Annotated in this window: 14 protein-coding genes; 9 read left to right on the top strand and 5 right to left on the bottom strand. The window is 63.3% G+C overall.

Going from position 1 to position 15,877, the window contains the following annotated elements:
- Position 1 precedes the first annotated feature (1 nt).
- The 9 genes from CDA09_RS14105 to CDA09_RS14150 all read left to right on the top strand — a co-directional run bounded on the left by CDA09_RS14105 (position 2) and on the right by CDA09_RS14150 (position 8,068).
- Positions 2-532 (top strand): PFL_4695 family integrating conjugative element protein, encoded by a 531-nt coding sequence (locus CDA09_RS14105; RefSeq protein WP_121429233.1) that lies wholly within the window; start codon positions 2-4, stop codon positions 530-532.
- Positions 533-544: 12 nt separating this feature from the next.
- The gene (locus CDA09_RS14110; RefSeq protein ID WP_121429234.1) at positions 545-1,105 is read left to right on the top strand and encodes a hypothetical protein; all 561 of its coding nucleotides are present in this window, start codon (positions 545-547) and stop codon (positions 1,103-1,105) included.
- Positions 1,106-1,115: 10 nt separating this feature from the next.
- A complete protein-coding gene (locus CDA09_RS14115) occupies positions 1,116-2,033 on the top strand; it encodes a transglycosylase SLT domain-containing protein (RefSeq protein ID WP_121429235.1) in 918 nt (305 codons plus the stop codon).
- Between the two features lie 5 nt (positions 2,034-2,038).
- Entirely contained in the window at positions 2,039-2,692 is a 654-nt protein-coding gene (locus CDA09_RS14120; protein ID WP_286164143.1) for a hypothetical protein, read from the top strand.
- Between the two features lie 625 nt (positions 2,693-3,317).
- Entirely contained in the window at positions 3,318-3,908 is a 591-nt protein-coding gene (locus CDA09_RS14130; protein ID WP_121429237.1) for a JAB domain-containing protein, read from the top strand.
- Between the two features lie 445 nt (positions 3,909-4,353).
- Entirely contained in the window at positions 4,354-5,310 is a 957-nt protein-coding gene (locus CDA09_RS14135; RefSeq protein ID WP_128106572.1) for a helix-turn-helix domain-containing protein, read from the top strand.
- Positions 5,307-6,212: a serine/threonine-protein kinase gene (locus CDA09_RS14140; RefSeq protein ID WP_121429239.1), complete on the top strand. Its 906-nt coding sequence runs from the start codon at positions 5,307-5,309 to the stop codon at positions 6,210-6,212. Before CDA09_RS14135 ends, CDA09_RS14140 begins: the two co-directional genes overlap by 4 nt.
- Before the next feature lie 287 nt (positions 6,213-6,499).
- Positions 6,500-6,733, top strand: a complete 234-nt coding sequence (locus CDA09_RS14145) for a hypothetical protein (protein WP_121429240.1) — start codon at positions 6,500-6,502, stop codon at positions 6,731-6,733.
- 429 nt (positions 6,734-7,162) lie between these two features.
- Positions 7,163-8,068 carry a putative bifunctional diguanylate cyclase/phosphodiesterase gene (locus tag CDA09_RS14150; protein WP_121429241.1) on the top strand — a complete coding sequence of 302 codons (906 nt, stop codon included), beginning with the start codon at positions 7,163-7,165 and terminating at the stop codon, positions 8,066-8,068.
- 345 nt (positions 8,069-8,413) lie between these two features.
- On the opposite strand, the gene CDA09_RS14155 is transcribed toward CDA09_RS14150, so the two are convergent.
- Genes CDA09_RS14155 through CDA09_RS14175 form a run of 5 tightly spaced genes read right to left on the bottom strand, consistent with a single transcriptional unit; the run spans position 8,414 to position 15,846 of the window.
- Positions 8,414-9,271 carry an HNH endonuclease family protein gene (locus CDA09_RS14155; RefSeq protein WP_121429242.1) on the bottom strand — a complete coding sequence of 286 codons (858 nt, stop codon included), beginning with the start codon at positions 9,269-9,271 and terminating at the stop codon, positions 8,414-8,416.
- Positions 9,268-11,061, bottom strand: a complete 1,794-nt coding sequence (locus CDA09_RS14160; RefSeq protein WP_121429243.1) for an AAA family ATPase — start codon at positions 11,059-11,061, stop codon at positions 9,268-9,270. The genes CDA09_RS14155 and CDA09_RS14160 overlap by 4 nt, the downstream gene beginning before the upstream one ends.
- A gap of 2 nt (positions 11,062-11,063) precedes the next feature.
- Positions 11,064-12,992 carry a restriction endonuclease subunit S gene (locus CDA09_RS23525; protein ID WP_217351249.1) on the bottom strand — a complete coding sequence of 643 codons (1,929 nt, stop codon included), beginning with the start codon at positions 12,990-12,992 and terminating at the stop codon, positions 11,064-11,066.
- Positions 12,992-14,056: a PDDEXK nuclease domain-containing protein gene (locus tag CDA09_RS14170; RefSeq protein ID WP_121429244.1), complete on the bottom strand. Its 1,065-nt coding sequence runs from the start codon at positions 14,054-14,056 to the stop codon at positions 12,992-12,994. The genes CDA09_RS23525 and CDA09_RS14170 overlap by 1 nt, the downstream gene beginning before the upstream one ends.
- A complete protein-coding gene (locus tag CDA09_RS14175) occupies positions 14,053-15,846 on the bottom strand; it encodes a type I restriction-modification system subunit M (protein ID WP_121429245.1) in 1,794 nt (597 codons plus the stop codon). The genes CDA09_RS14170 and CDA09_RS14175 overlap by 4 nt, the downstream gene beginning before the upstream one ends.
- Positions 15,847-15,877: the final 31 nt, after the last annotated feature.

The following is a 15,877-nucleotide window of genomic DNA, read 5'->3' on the forward strand; positions in this document are numbered from 1 at the left end:
GATGAATCCGATCCGTTTCATCCCCATGCTGGCCGTTCTTTTCGCCCCGCCGTCCTGGTCGGCGGCCCCCCTTGCAAGCCGGCCGCCCACCGTCATCCACGACGCAGGAGGCGTGCCGCTCGCGCCATACTTCGAGCCTTTCGCCGACGACGCGGCTCGCGAGCCGGCACGCTACATACCGGCGCAACCACAGCCGCCTCAGCTCTTCCCGGTGGTCTCGATCCGCGCGGGGCCCGGTCGGTTGCTGCAGAACCCAATGCCCAGCAAGCTGCCGGGCGGACCCGGGCAGTCCATCTTCATCGTCGGCGACGACCCGGCCTCCCTCGACTGGCTGCAACGCAACGCGGATGCATTGCGTCGGATGGGCGCGCGGGGAATCGTCGCGTCGGTGGGCACCCCGGAGGGTTTCCTGCGCCTGCGGACCTCGGTCGACCTGCACATGGTACCCATGTCGGCCGACGCGCTCCTCGAGGCGGCCGGGATTCACGTCTGGCCCGTCCTCATCGGCGCCGACGGGGCGATTTCGCAGTAGGAGGTTCACACCATGAATCAGAGAATCAACCTCCCGCAGGAGCTTGCCATCGGCCTTGCCCTCGCCTATTCGGGCGTGCCGCTGGCCGCAGACACGTCGCACGGCGAGTTACAGACCCTTGCCGCCGCGCTCTTCGCCGTGGTGCCGCCTGCCGCGTTGTCTCAAACAGACCGGGCCGAGCTCGCAGCCCTCACGCCTCTCGCCCTGCGCAACGGCGTCATCGTGAGCAGCCTCCCAGGCTGCGAAACGGCGATGCATCCCGAGGTGACCCTCGAAGACCTGAACGGCGACGGCAGCCCCGAGGTCTTCGTCGTCGCCGGCAATACCTGCACGTCGGGTATGACGGGCAGCAGCGTCTGGCTGTTCGCCAAGCGCCTCGACGGGCGCTGGAGCCCGCGTCTCGACGTCATGGCGGCCGCCTACCGCGTGCTGCCAACGACGACCCAGGGGTGGCACGACCTAGCCGTTGGCGGCCGTGGGTTGTGCCAAGGGGTGTGGCGCCTCGCCGCGGACGGTGCGTACGGGTACGCGCGCTCCATCAGGCCCGACGGGACACCGTGCCCAAGCCAATAGGAGGCGTGACATGAACACCCGTCTGCGGTTCGCATTCGTCCTGTTTCTGCTGGCCAGCCTCGTCTGGGCTGGCGTGGCCTACACTGATTTCCTCAAGGCGTTGGGGCAGCGGGAGAGCAGGATGAACCCAGAGGTCACCAACCAGTTCGGTTACGTCGGCCTCTTTCAGTTCGGTGAAGCCGCCCTGCAGGACGCAGGCCTCTACGCGGGCGACGGCACACCGAAGACCAACGACTGGGCAGGCCGCTTCACCGGTAAGTACGGGGTCAATTCGCTGGCCGATCTTCTCGCGAATCCCGACGCCCAGGTCCGGGCGGTAACCGCCTACCACGAGCAGGTGTGGAACACCCTCATGAAAGTCCATGGCGCCGAAAGCTACCTGGGGACGACGATCCATGGCATCCCCATCACCGCGTCGGGTCTCGTCGCTGCGGCACACCTCATCGGCGCTGGCACCGTGGGGGAGTGGCTGAAATCGGGTGGAGCAACCGATCCGGCCGACGGCAACGGCACCAAGCTCGTCTCCTACCTGCGGCAGTTTGCCGGCTATACGCTGGCCTTCACGCCCCCGAGCTACGCCGAGGTCCTCACCGCCACACCCACAAGCGGCTCGCCTGGCGGCTATGTCCATACCCCTGCCCCCTTGAAGCCGTCGGCTGGGACAGGCTCCGCCGCCTTGCTGAAGGGCACGAGCTCCGGCTACACCTCCGCCGCCCAAGGCTTCTTCGGCGCCACCGGCTACCAGATGGGGCAGGTCCGGCAGTTGCTGGTCGGAATTGCGGCAATGGCCCTCGTTACCTGGATCGCATGGGTCGTCGTCGCCAAGTGGCGCGGCCTGTCGGAGGGATTTGATACAAAGCGGGATCTCGCGGTCGACGTCGGTCGCGCTATTGTTCTGACATGGATTGTGCTGCTCATCATGATGTAGGTCTGATGACTTCCATGGAGGCGATGATGAAACGAACGCCATACCTGGCCGCCCTCCTTCTGGTGGCGGCCCTGCAGCCCGCTCGCGCCGACGTGCTCGACGGCCTGATCTTCGGCGCCAAGTGCATGGGCGCTAACGATCGCAAGGCCTGCGAGGAGCAAGCCAAACGCGAGGCCGACGAAACGCGCGAGCGAATGCGACAGCAGTCGAACCAGAGCGCACCGACCATGACGAATCCCGACTCGCCCGAAGATACCCTCGGCAAGAGGATCTATCGGAACTGGCGCAAGAACGTGGAGTGCAACCCATTCTCCACACGCTCCGTCCAAGACGTCGATTCAACTTATGCGCGAGTGATGAGCCGGTACAGCTTCGTTACTCCGAACCAGGCCAAGGTTCAATCAGGAACCGGCGAGGCGGGACTCTATATCGCGGGTTATCTCCACGAAACCACTCCCGGCGCCCTATATCGCCTCGAACAGGTAGTGCATTCGCCCGACGTGGCCAACGGCCAGCGCCAGTACAAGCTGCGACTCGACCTCGCCCGCGACGGCTCCGGCACCCGCGTCACCGGCCAGTATTGCGTCACCACCGATGACCCGGCCGGCTGGCAGGATCTGCCAGCCAAGATCCGCTCAAGCCTCGACAACACCTTCTAACCGTCTGGAGCCTCGCCATGCTCGACGACGAACACCCCTGCCCGCACTGCCGCGGTGCGGGCGAGACCCAGGTAGCGAGAGAGCGCACTTGCCACTCGTGCGGTGGCACCGGTCGCGACCGGTGCTCCTCGACCGACGATCCGCGGTTCGGCACCGACACCTGCCGGGCATGTCACGGATACGGCGTCGAGACGAGCAGAGAATTCCAGCTGTGCCCGTCCTGCAACGGCCGAGGTTCAATTCCTGGCTAACGACATTTCGGCACATTCGCACCTTTGTCGAACTGTGCGCTATACCCATGACAGCAAAGAACCTTCGCTGCTTATCCACAGATCTATCCCCAGTTTCTGTGGACAAGCGGGTTGGCGCCGGCGCGATTCGCATTGGCGTGAGCTCGGAGAGGCCGCGCACTGCCACAAGGGGTGCCGTCTGACATTGAAATCGTGCGACGCGCCAACTAGCATGTCTTCAACGCCCAGCCGCGCGGCTGCGTTGCGTCCGGTCAGCCCCTGTAACCGGAACGGCCTTCGGGCTCGGGGTCAAGGATCAGTTTCTCGTCAATCCCGTGGGGAGTTGTTTTCCCGCGGGAACACGGCGCTCCCCGCATTTCTCCAAGGAGACGCCGATGTTGTCCTTCTTTTCCTCTCAAACGTCCCTTGCGGATGCAGCACTGCTCGAGCGCTTCTTCGGCCCCGAAGCCGAGGACATCTGGGAGCACTGCGATGGATCCTGGAGCAAGATCGTCGAACTTGCCCGGGAGCCGCGCACCCCGGCATGGGAGGCGCTCGCCTGCGCGATCGAGGTTCTGCACCGCAGCTTCGCCGAGCAACTGACAACCCGGAACGTTCTCGACTCGCCTGATGTCGTCAGGCAGTTCCTCCGGACGTTCTTCGAGGGGCTGCCGTACGAGGTCTTCGTGGTGCTGTACCTCAATGCCCGAAACCACCTTATCCGCGCCGAAGAGGCGTTTCGCGGCACGCTGACCCAGACCAGCGTCTATCCCCGCGAGATCGTGCGCCGAGCGCTTGAGCTTCGTGCAGCCGGCGTAATCTTTTCACACCAGCACCCGTCGGGCGCGTCGGAGCCTTCGACGGCCGATGAACTCCTGACCCGGCGACTGAGGGAGGCACTCGCCACGGTCGATGTGCAGGTGCTCGACCACTTCGTCATCGCCGGCGCTGGGGACGTGTCCTTCGCCCAGCGGGGGCTCCTGTAGTCTTGCCTATCCTGCGGCCACCATAGCCGTGGCGTCGATCTGTCAGGGGAATTCGCCAGCGAATTCCCCTGCACTTGCCAAACCACGGTCTGGCCGGTATTTTTGTGCTGTCTCGAAGGCGCAATGCCGCCACTCGAGACCCGGCGGGGACGCTCTTGATCTCTCGCTTCGCGCGGCACTCGCGCATTTCCTTGCTCGTCGACCGGCGCCTCCCGCCGCTCTGACCTCGACCCGTCCTGATGCCCCGCCCCGCGGCCGATGCAATCGCCATCGGACTGCCTTGGCATGTATCGACCATCTCGGACCACGAATGCCAGCGAGGAAAGCACATGGAGGAATCACAGGCAGCATATCCCGGGCGTCAATTCGACGGCTTGATTCACGCCGATCAAGAGATGCGCTGTCCTCCTCGACCCACGGCCCGCGCGGGTGAGGTAGCGTCTTCGTGAGCATCAAGGTCATGTCCCTCGTGTGGGAAGGCTTCCCTGCGTCCGGAAGCGAGATGCTGGCAATGCTCGCCCTCGCCGACTGGTGCAATGACGAGGGCGGGAGCCTCCACCCGTCGATGAAAGCTGTTGCGGAAAAGATCCGTGTGTCGGAAAAGCAGGCCCGCAGGATCATTCACGGCTTTGAAGAGGCGGGATACCTCAAGGTGGTCGGGCATGCCAATGGTGGCGCGCCCGGCACCACCAAGCAGTATCAGCTCAACGTCGCGAAGCTAAAGGGGTTGGCGGACGGGGCGGCAGCCCGAAAGACGGCTCCCGTGGGTGTCACCCCTCCCGCCGATGTCACCCCTCCCACCAATGTCACCCCTCCCGTCGATGTCACCCCTCCCACCCAGGGGTGCGGAGGGCTCCCGCCCATGGGAGGGGAGGCCTCCCACGGGTGTCCCGAGACGCCTCCCACCAGTGGGAGCCAAACCGTCAGTGAACCACCAATGAACCACCAGTTAACCGTCAGGGGGACGGCGCCGTGTTCGGAGCCAGAACGCCTCACTGCTGTCGCCAAGGCGCCAGCCCCCCAGCAAGCCCCGCCCGGTGAGACCGCGCTGCAGTCCGCGTGTCGGGCGACATGGGCGGCCTACCGGAACGCCTATGCAGACCGCTACGGCGCCGCCCCAGTTCGAAACCAGAAGGTCAGTTCGCAGGTGAAGCAGTTCGTGCAGCGCATCGGCTACGACGAATCACCCTTGATTGCCGCGTGGTTCGTGCAGCACCCGGGGAGCTACTACGTTGGCCGCATGCACGACTTCGGCTGCCTGCTGAGCGACGCCGAGAAGTTGCGCACCGAGTGGGTGACGGGAAGGCTCATGACCGCCGGCAAGGCGCGCCAGTCCGACAGAGCCGGCACCACCATGGCCGCCCTCGCCGAGGTGCTGGCCGAACGAGGAGAGTCACTGTGAGCGCGAACACGCTGAAGGCCATTGCCATGACGGCTGAATTGACCGGGACCGAGCTGTCCGCGGCGGCACTGAAGGTCATGGATGCGGACCTGTCGGCCTACCCCGACGCCGACGTACTGCGCGCCCTGGAGCGTTGCCGCAAGGAACTGAAGGGCCGCCTGACCATGGCCGCCGTGCTCGAGCGGATCGCGGAGCTCGATAGTCGCCCTGGCGCGGAGGAGGCGTGGGCGACCGCCCTTTCCGCGGACGACGACGCCGCGACCGTGGTATGGACCGACGAGATCACGCAGGCACTGGCGGTGGCCAGACCGCTCCTTGATGCGCGCGACAAGGTAGCGGCGCGCATGGCGTTCTGCCAGGCGTACGAGCGTCTGGTGCGCGAGGCGCGCGAGGCGAGGGTGCCATGCCGGTGGTGGGCGTCGCTCGGCAATGACCCGCGACGGCGCGCGGCGACCCTCTCTGCGGCCGTCGTGGCGGGGCGGATCACGCAGGAGGCCGTCCAGCCCCTGCTGCCCGCGCCGGCAGACGGCGACCCGGTGATGGCGTCGCTCATCGGCGGCGACGACGCAAAGCTGATCGCCCACGTTCCGGAGGATGCCCGCGAGACCGCGACGCGCGGCCTCAAGCGCCTCCGGGCCCACCTCGCCGAACTGGGGGCCCGGGCGGCGAAACACGAGGCGCAGCGCGCGGCCGACGAGCGAGCGCGGCAGGCCGTGGTCGAGGCACGCAAGGCCAGCATGTTCCGCGCCGCGCAAGAGCGTATGAACGGCATGGGTTCGACGCAGCTCCCCCCTTGTACCGAAGAGCCGACCCACACAGAGGGCTGCGTGCATGTCAGCTGCTCGAATCACACCAGCCCGTCCAACGCGCGCATCCGGTCAGACCCTGGTACGCCTAACTGACCGGCGCGGCGAGGTCCACGAATCACCAACCCTTTCCGAGAAAGGCCGCCCTCGCCCCCCGACCATCCTTAATCCTTGAATGCCAGCCTGGCATGAACCACAATTGGATGACATTCTCCAGCACCGGCTCCTCGTAGCCGCGCGACCTGTCAGCCCCTGAAACAGGTACGGCATCAGCCCGGGGTCTTCGTCCCAGTTGCATCCAACTTTCCCTCCGGGATGATCCACGTCCCGGTCGCGGCTCGTGCGTTCTCCCGTCCAGCACCTACCCTCCGGGAGATCGCCAAATGTGGCACGACGAACCCGCAAACAGGCCGGGGCAGGATCCCCAAGCCTACCTTCCATTTGCCCACTGGGAGGACCGTTTTCGCGAACGCATCGCACATTACCAGGAGCTGCTACTCGTGTTTCCCGGCTCCGCTTACTTCGCAAACGAGCTCGCAAAGTACCAGCGCTGGTTCCATGAGCATCTCTTGCTGCGCCCCACCGGCTCTATCGCCGAAGAAGAGCTACCGTTCTAACCAGAAAGCGGCGTTCCGGGCAGATTTGGCCCGGAACGCTCAACACCGCCCGCGCAGCCAGCATGCCGCAATAATGCCTTGCCGATATTCGACTGACGCACTATCGTAAAGCCGTCCAGTCGACATTTCCTGCTCTCGCTCCCCTCGCTAAGCGACGCCTCTTCGACCCTTCGAAGCAGCTTCGCGTCTTGCTTTCCCTTCACTGCTGTCTGAGCGACTCGCCTAGGCGGGTTGCCTCGTCTCGTTGGATCCCTCGCGGCCGGCGCATGCCGGCACAGTGTCCAGGCGTCCCGCGCCTGGCGTCGCTCCGCTTTCGCGATCGGTGTCCGCCCGCCTCCACGCCCGTGCCTGGCTGCGACACGTCGAAAAGCCAAGAACCACGGCCGAGACATTTTTCGGCCACCGGCAACCGAGACACGGAGAGGAACAATGCAAACGACACGCAATCCCCCGGAACACCCGCATGGGTGGAATTGGAACCGACGGCGCAGCGTCCGGCCCGCGCGCCGGTTCCATCAAGCCACGGACGCGACGGCTCGCTCGCGCCTTCGGATCGGGCGAGACCTCCGACACGCCGTCGAGCATGACGAATTCGTCCTTCACTACCAGCCCGAGATCGACGCAAGCACTGGCCGCATGGTGGCGGCCGAGGCGCTGATCCGCTGGCAGCACCCCCAACTCGGCATGATCCGCCCCAACACCTTCATCCCGGTCGCGGAAGACCAAGGACTGATCGGCAAGATCGGACAATGGGTGCTTGAGACCGCGTGTGCGCAGCTTCACGCGTGGCACGCCGCCGGCCATGACCTGCGGGTCGCGGTCAACTTCTCGGTCGAGCAATTGCGCCGGCGCGACATCGCCGACACGGTCGCCAATGCACTCGAACGATTCGACCTACGGCCCGATGACCTGGTCGTCGAAATAACCGAGAGCATTTGCATGCGCGCCAACGATCGCGCGCGGGAGAACGTCGCCCGCCTCGCGCATCTGGGCATACGGCTGGCCATCGACGACTTCGGCACCGGCTACTCCTCGCTGAGCTACCTCAAGCGCATGCCGGTCCGCATCCTGAAGATCGACCGAAGCTTCGTCGTCGATCTCGCCGACCGCGCGGATTCGGCAATTGTGCGAAACATCATATCGCTCGCCCATGAACTGGATCTGGTCGTCATTGTGGAAGGCGTCGAGACGCCGGCGCAACACGAACTCCTGCGCATCATGGGCTGCGACATGGTCCAGGGCTACCTGCTTGGTGAAAGCCTGCCACCGGCACTATTTCACGATGCATTTCTCGCGCCCCGACAGCACACGATCGTCGAGCCGGCGCGAATCTGAATGGACACGTCGACCGACAGGCTGGCACTGCGCGCCAGCCCTTCCGGTGCAGCGTCAATTATCACGGAGGGAGCCATACGTGTACGTGTCGTCATCGAGACCGCCACCCTGCGGCGTCAAGCATCGATCGCTCAACACGCACCGCGACTTGCCGCGCGAAGCGACAATGCATTGATCCATTCGCATCCCCTATCCGCTCTATCCAGCGATGTGTCGGTAACCTGCCTTACAGCAGCCAAATAGTGTCTTCAGCAAACCGGCATTCCACGCGGTGCGGCCGTACTCGGTCTCGTAGAGCAGGAATTCGCCGGGTTGGGGGGGCTTGGAGGTCGGTAATCATCGATCTCAGCCCACCAATCTCGAGAGCTGTGGATCATTGCGCAGCAGCAGGCACCAGCGCGCCACTGCGGACAGCTCGGCGGCCGGATCTGTCATTTCGCGAATGCGGCCACGTACCTCCGTCAACTTGGCTTTGGCTACCGGGTTATTCCCTGCGCCGCAGCGTGCCTTGGCCTTGTGGAAATCCTCGATCAAGCCATCCACCGTTTGCCAGACCTTGCGGCGTGCTTCGGCGAGGGGGACGTGCTCGTTGAGCTTCAGGCGCTTGACCGTTTCTTGAACACGCTGCTCCTCCCAGTTTGATGCACCTGGCGCAGGGATGACCTTGCCCTCCTCGTCAAAGGCGATCAAAGAGACATCGTCATCGTCAATGGGGTCTAGCAGGTAACGAGCCTCCGACTCTTCGCAAGGCGCGGCGTAGGTCGAACACAGCGAGCCTTGCTGCAACGGAAACCAGCCGCCCTTTTTGCGATTCCCCACGTTGCCGCACGCCCGGAAATTCATGTAATCGAAGGCCAGCCACCAGTAGCCATCGCGTTCCCCGCCATCCAGCGTCTTGGCTTCTTTCTTGGGCCGGAAATGCTCTACGTCGTAGTGCGAATACAGCTCTCGCACCTCGGAAAACCAACACTTGCCGCCGGACAGCGCCAACAGCCAGTCTTTCAGGGCTCCCCAGTGCCCGCTATTGGCGTCAATCAGCGCATTGCGCTCATCGCGCTTGCCAGCGGCTTCCAGTGCCGCCATGTCGGCAACGAGCTGCTTGGACTTTGCCAGCCAGGCGTCCCATTGCGCCTGCGTCCACGGTGTCCAGCCCGGGATGTTGGTGTCTGTCGGCTTCTTGTTCTCCAGATCGATAAAGATCACTCGCCCCCCTCCTCTCGCAAGATTTCACCGATGATGTCGTCGGCGATGCGGTCCTGCTCGGCCTGCTCCTCGGGGGTGAGCGTCGGTTTGCGGAACTTGCGGTGCTGCGCCATCTTGCGCACGAACAACGCGTAATCGGGGTCGCGAAAATCGGCCGTGGAAAAACCCAGGTCAGCCAACTCGGCCGAAAGGCGGGAAAGCTCGGCGTCTTCCTCTGCCGTGCGGGGCAACTTCACGAACAACTCGTTGCGGCGGAACAGGCGCCGCTCCGTTTCGATGTCCAGCGTGGATGACAGGCCAAACAGATCGCTCTTGAGCAGTCCGGTCACGCCCATGCCCTGCGGGTGCTCGTCGGGCACCTCCACCACGGTACGCGGGCCCTGCCGGCGCAGGATGTGCACCTGCTCGCGCTTGAGGCTGCCCACCATCATCGGGTCATGGGTGGTGATCAGTACTTGCGACTGCACTTCGTAAGTGGATGAGCTAAGCACCAGCTGTCCCGACAGAGAGCTATCCGACTGGTGTTCCAACACACCTTCGATGTCGTCGAAGTAGCGCAGCTTCCAGATCGGGTTCAGGTGCGTATCCGGCTCGTCGAGCAGGAACAGGCAGTGGTCTTCGCGGGTGATGCGCATCAGGCCCAGCACAGTGAGCATTTGCAGCTCGCCTTCGGAGAGCTGGGTGAAGCTCACCTTGCCGTCGTGCCCATCGCCAACCTCGCGCTTCTTCACCGTGATGCGCACCTCGTCGATCAGGTCACCGATGTAGGCGCCTTCGGCGTAGCGGAAGAAGCTGTCGGTGCCGCCCACCAGTTCGCCCAGCTGCTTGAGCTTGGCGTGGCTGGGCACGAACAGGTAAAGCTGTTTCTGCTTCTCGGTACGGCCGCGAAAATCGATCTGCTTGGTGGCCTCCTGCTCGATGGGTGCCCACGCCACCTGCCACAGCTTGTCGAGGAACTCGCTGACCACATTGCCGCGCGCATACCAGAAGCGCGGGTCGCCCTCGTTCAGCTCGTTCTCGTCGAACTTGCCGCCTCGGCGCTTTTCGCGCAGGCGGTGCGGCTCCTTCAGCACGAACAGCGCGGATTCCAGCGACTCGATGTGCAGGTTCTTCAGCACCTTCTGGAATACCGGGTCATCCGACAGCAGGCAGGCCAGCAGCACCAGCTGGCTGTGGCCGCCGCGGCAGTAGAACAGCCGGCGCAGGCGGTCGTCGCCGGCCTGCTTCAGCCGTGCTTCGCGGCGGCGTTTGGCCTCTTCCAGGGCGCGGATGTCCGCCTCGCTGGCGGTGAAATTTTCCAACAGCTGCTCGGGCAACACCTCGTCGGTCGTAATCTCCTGGCGCTGGTTGAAACGGCGCTGGTGCTCCTGGAACAAGGCCTCGATGCGCTCGTTGCGACCGGAGTAGTAGGCAAAGATGTGCGAGGGCAGCAGCTCGCGGTTCTTCAGCAAATGGCCTTGCGACTCGCTCTTACCATCCACCCAGACGAAGGGCCGCTTCTGTTTGGCGGTGTCGGCCTGGAGGCGCACCGTGTGGCCCCGGATCTCGTATTCCAGCGTGTAGTCGAGCGCGGCATCGCGGTCGAGATCCACGTCGCGGAAGATGGTGATCAGCGCTTCGATCAGGTTGGACTTGCCGGTGCCGTTCTGGCCGATCAGTGCATGGCTGCGGATGGACTTGGGCGGCGCATCGGCAGCCGCGCCTGGCATGGGCGAGAGCTGCGTCGCGAAGTCCATCACCACGTCCCGCAGATTGCGAAAGTGCGGAATGGCCAAGTGCCGCAGCTGCATGCTCAGGCCCCTGCCGCTGCGGTGGACTTTTCGCGCACCTCGGCCACCGCAGGCTCGGCAATCCAGCCGTGCGCCACTTCCGTCTTGAGTTGCGCGTAGAAGGCATCGATCTCGCCGCCGAAGCGCTGCCACAGGTCGCGCGCCGACATCTCGCCGTTGTGACGCACAAGGAGCGTGGCCAGCGGGGCCTGGGCTTTCACGTCGGGCGGGGTGCCCAAACGCAGCGGTGCGATCAGCTCGGTTTGCGGGGCTTTCACGGGGGCTTCCTCTTCTTGTTCGATGGAAATGCCGGTGAGGGCGGCGACAGCGGCGGTGCAGAGTCTTGTCGCAACTTCGCGTTTGGCATCGAGTTGTTTCGCTAGGCCATCGCACAGTTGCTGATACCTGCGCAAGCTCGTCAGTATCTCGGGAAGAACAGGCGCTGGCGGAACTGGAATCGGGACACTACCCACCTGAGCAAGGTTCAAGCCAGGCTTGTCCCCGTAAATGTATCGGGCCAGGAAAGCTCGTCCGCCGAAAGCGTTGATCATCCAGAAGTGAATGAACTCAGACAGGCTCGACTCCTGAAGTCGAATCAGTGCAACGTGCTGGCTCACATATGCATTGTTTTGCAGCTCTGGAACGACTGCGCATCGTCCGACATTTCCACCGGTGATCGTGAGCAGAAGGTCGCCTGGACGAACGAGGGTTCTCTTTCCTTCCACTCGCTCCGGCAAAGTGACGAAAGCCGGAGAGTCGAAGATCAACGCATCCTGCCGAATGTCTTGGGAGCGGATGAATGAATCGCCCGCGCCCGTCATGTAGGTCTTCCAGCCTCGTGAGCCGCTCGTGATGTACTCGGACAGATCGGACAGTGTTTTCCATTCCCAGCCGATGGGAAGTGGGCCTCGCTCTTTGTCCGAAAAATCGCCGCTTGGGGTTAGCTTTGAGTCGGGCAAAAGGACACCCCGCAGCGCCAGATCGAAGAGCACATCGCGGAATAGCCGAACATCCTCCGGTTCACTAAACAAGCGCCCGAAGTTGGCTTGCAGGCGTTGCCAGCTGTCTTGCAGTTCGTGTGGGCTTTGGGCGCTGGCGAGGGCTTGCAGGGTGGACTGGCGCAGGGCGTTTTGCAGTTTGCGGCGGTTTTGCTGCTGCGTCTCCAACTGGTCGCACAAGGCCATCAGCTCATCGACTTTGGCGACGATGCGGGATTGTTCTTCGATTGGCGGGCAAGGAATTGGCAGTGCCCGCGCAGTACTGGTGGCCAATTCAACCTGCTGAGTTGTTCCTGACACCAGCGAATCTGGATGCGTCGGCTGAATGCGTGCCTGAACCCAGGGAGAAGCAATCACGCACCATACATAGCGCGGTGTGGCCACTGTGCTTAAGCGGATAACTGTGACGTGCGAGTCCGCTACACAACGCTTTTCCGATGCATCGGAGTAGATCGCTACCCGGCCGGCCGTCCCCGTGCCAGTTGAGTTCCAGAGCAGATCGCCATCGCACAGGAACCGCTCTGGCCCATAGCCAGCGACCGAGTCGTCGGCGACAAATCGCGCCTGCCGCGAATCAAAACCCGACCACTGAATGCACTTTTGCGAAACAACTAGCACGTCTCCACGGTCGGCATATTTTGGCCCCTTGCCCCTCTGGATATACAAGGACAAGTTTTCCAATAGCACCCACTGCCAATGTGCAGGAATTGCGTAGGGTGCTGCGCCAACAATCGTCGTGTGTAACCGAGCTGCGCGCAACCCCATGTCTTTGCCGTACTGCTGGCGCTGCTGTGCAGCGAGTTCCAGCGATTCAGAGATAGCCTTCGCAGAAATTCCGGGCTCAACCAAACGACCGGAGATCGCGAGTTGAAGCACCAACTCCCGCAACCGAGCCACGCCCCCCGGCGCATTGGCGATATACCCGAATTCCGCCAAAAACTGCTGCGCGTCCATCAGGCGTCCTCCCCGCCACGGTTTTCCAGCCGGGCGCGCGACAGCGCAATGGCTTCATGCAGCTTGGCTTGCAGCACTTCCCTGGGCGGCAGCACGGTCAGGTATTCGGCGACGTGGATGCCGCTGGCGTCCAGCTCCAGCAGCTCGATCTGCTCGCGTTTCTTGCCGCTGCACAGGATGATGCCCAGCGGCGGCGCTTCATCCGGCTCCTGTTCGTGTTTGGCCAGCCAGCGCAGGTAGAGCTCCATCTGGCCTTTGTATTCGGCCTTGAAGTCGCCCAGTTTCAGGTCGATGGCCACCAGGCGTTTGAGCCGCCGGTTGTAGAACAGTAGGTCGATATAGAAGTCGTCGTGGTCGATCTGGATGCGCTTTTGCCGCGCCACGAAGGAAAAGCCCGCGCCCAGCTCCAGCAGGAAGTGCTCCAGCTCGCGCAGGATGGCGTCTTCCAGATCCTTTTCCAGGTAGCGATCCTGCAAGCCGAGGAAGTCCAGCACGTAGGGGTCTTTGAGCACGAGCCCGGGGTGCAGCTCGCCGTCTTGTCTCAGGCTGGCCAGCTCCTGCGCGAGCAGGGCGTCGGGCTGCTTGGAAAGCGCGGTGCGCTCGAAGAGCTGGGAGTCGAGCCTCTCTTGCAGAGTGCGGGTGCTCCAGCCTTCCTGCTGGCACATCTGCAAGTAGAAGTCGCGCTTGAGCGGGTCGTCGATATAGATCAGGGTTCTGAAGTGCGTCCAGCTCAATTGTCTACGCGCTGCGGAGACAATCTGTACTTCCGGGAAGGCCTCGGCAAAGCGCAGCATGTGGCGCAGGTTCTTCTCGGAGAAGCCGCGCCCGTACTCCGCCTCCAATTGTCTCGACAGTGTCGCGACAATCTGTTCGCCATAGCCGGCCCGCGCTTCCCGGAGCACTTCGCTGCGGACGCGCTGGCCGATGTGCCAGTACAGCAGGGTCAGGGCACTGTTGACGGCGCTGGCGAGTTGCTGGCGGCTTTGCTCGATCAGCTGGCGGATGTCACCCAGAAGGTGGCCGGAAGCCTGGGCGGGCTGAGGCTTGGCAGACGGCTGCTTCATTGATCGGCTTCTTCTGTCGTGAAGTGGTGCGCCAAGGCGGCGGCGAGTTCGCTCTTCAGGCGGTTCTCGGTTTCTTCGATCTGGCCAAGCAGGGCCTTGTATTTGTCCAGCAGTACGTCCGGGTCGTGGCTTTCTTCTTCCGGCGCGTTGGGGTTTTTCAGGTCCAGGTTGTAGATGGGCCAGTAGAGGCGATCGCCGGCGGCTTGGGCGTCGCGGGCTTGCAGGCGCAGCCCCTCGGCCTGGGTGCGCAGGGTGTCGATCTCCTCTTCCACCGGCCGGCGCTGCTTGGCAGCGCTCACGCCCTTGATGGAGTCGCGCAGGTCGCGCACGCGGTTTTCCAGCGCGCTGGCTTCGTTGCTCAGCTGCTCGGCGCGATCCCAATGCGGCTGCGCGGCGGCTTCGGCCTGCTCACGCTTGGTCTTGAAGTCCACCTTCCAGGCGAACTCGCTCTCCACGCGGTCGGCAAAGTCGTTGGCTTCAATGCCCCACCAATCCTGCTCCGGCTTGAACTCCTCGAAACGGATGGGCTTGGTCTTGCTGTAGCTCTTGTAGCCCGGCGGATAGGGGTGCTCGTAATACCAGATGGTGTCGGTGTGGAAGTGTTCGCTGCCATCGTCCACCGTGGCGCCCTTGGTGAAGAAGAGCAGGTTGGTCTTGATGGTGGTGTAGGGCGCGAACACGCCCTTGGGCAGGCGCACGATGGTGTGGAGCTTGCAGTCGCGCAGCAGCAGTTTCTTCAGCGTCGCCTTGATGCCGTCACCAAACAGAAAACCGTCCGGCAGCACCACGGCGGCGCGGCCGTTTTCCTTCAGGAGCTTCTTGACGATGAGGGCCATGAACATGTCGGCCGTCTCGCGCGTGCGCAGGTCAGCCGGGTAGTCACTGCCGACGCCATCATCCTCGTAGCCGCCGAAGGGGGGGTTGGTGATGACGCAGTCCACCTTGCCGTGGGCGCTCCATTCGTTCCAGCCGATGCCCAGGGTATTCTTGTGCTCGATCTGGCTGGGCACATCGATGCCGTGCAGCAGCATGTTGGTGGTGCACAAGAGGTGCGGCAGCTGCTTTTTCTCGATACCGCGGATCAGCGTTTCGATGGCGGCCTTGTCTGCGGCACTGGACTTGGTGGAGAGCTGGTTGCGGAAGTGGTCGATCACGGCGGTCAGGAAGCCGCCGGTGCCGCAGGCCGGATCCATTATCGTTTCGCGTTGGGCCAAGCTGGGGCTTACGCGGTCGGCCATGAACTGGGTGATGGCCCGTGGGGTGTAGAACTCGCCCGCATTGCCGGCGCCGCGCAGGTCGTTGAGCAATTGCTCGTACACGTCGCCCAGGTTGGCGCGGGTCTTGAAATCGTGGAAGTTGATCGCTTCTTCGAGCTTCTCGATCACGGCCAGCAGCTGGGTGCCGGACTTCATGTAGTTGTTGGCGTCTTCAAAAACGCTGCGGATGACCTTGTGCTGCGGGCTGGCGTTGGCGTCCAGTTCCTTGAGCTTGGGGAACAGTTCGTTGTTGACGAACGGGATCAGCTCACTCCCAGCCTTCTGAGATTTGGTTTTTCCGTCCTGACCAGCCAGGTAGGCTGCCCAATTTCGCCAGCGAAACTCTTCAGGCAAGGGCGACTTGTACTTTTTGCCCTTCTCTTTGGCGTCGTCCTCCCACTCCTGTTCGCGCTGGTCGAAGACCTTGAGAAAGAGCATCCAGGTGAGCTGGCCCAGGCGCTGAGCGTCACCGTCGACGCCGTCGTCCTTGCGCATGATGTCCTGGATGGATTTGATGGTGCTGCTGAGGTTCATTGCGATGTTCTCGTTTCATGCAGCCTGACGC

Source organism: Azoarcus sp. DN11 (assembly GCF_003628555.1).
Taxonomy (GTDB): domain Bacteria; phylum Pseudomonadota; class Gammaproteobacteria; order Burkholderiales; family Rhodocyclaceae; genus Aromatoleum.

Bases quoted from the DNA above. Each gene is read 5' to 3' on its own strand.
- CDA09_RS14105 (WP_121429233.1), top strand. From the start codon at position 2: ATGAATCCGATCCGTTTCATCCCCATGCTGGCCGTTCTTTTCGCCCCG.
- CDA09_RS14110 (WP_121429234.1), top strand. From the start codon at position 545: ATGAATCAGAGAATCAACCTCCCGCAGGAGCTTGCCATCGGCCTTGCC.
- CDA09_RS14115 (WP_121429235.1), top strand. From the start codon at position 1,116: ATGAACACCCGTCTGCGGTTCGCATTCGTCCTGTTTCTGCTGGCCAGC.
- CDA09_RS14120 (WP_286164143.1), top strand. From the start codon at position 2,039: ATGACTTCCATGGAGGCGATGATGAAACGAACGCCATACCTGGCCGCC.
- CDA09_RS14130 (WP_121429237.1), top strand. From the start codon at position 3,318: ATGTTGTCCTTCTTTTCCTCTCAAACGTCCCTTGCGGATGCAGCACTG.
- CDA09_RS14145 (WP_121429240.1), top strand. From the start codon at position 6,500: ATGTGGCACGACGAACCCGCAAACAGGCCGGGGCAGGATCCCCAAGCC.
- CDA09_RS14150 (WP_121429241.1), top strand. From the start codon at position 7,163: ATGCAAACGACACGCAATCCCCCGGAACACCCGCATGGGTGGAATTGG.
- CDA09_RS14160 (WP_121429243.1), bottom strand. From the start codon at position 11,061: ATGCAGCTGCGGCACTTGGCCATTCCGCACTTTCGCAATCTGCGGGAC.
- CDA09_RS23525 (WP_217351249.1), bottom strand. From the start codon at position 12,992: ATGGACGCGCAGCAGTTTTTGGCGGAATTCGGGTATATCGCCAATGCG.
- CDA09_RS14170 (WP_121429244.1), bottom strand. From the start codon at position 14,056: ATGAAGCAGCCGTCTGCCAAGCCTCAGCCCGCCCAGGCTTCCGGCCAC.
- CDA09_RS14175 (WP_121429245.1), bottom strand. From the start codon at position 15,846: ATGAACCTCAGCAGCACCATCAAATCCATCCAGGACATCATGCGCAAG.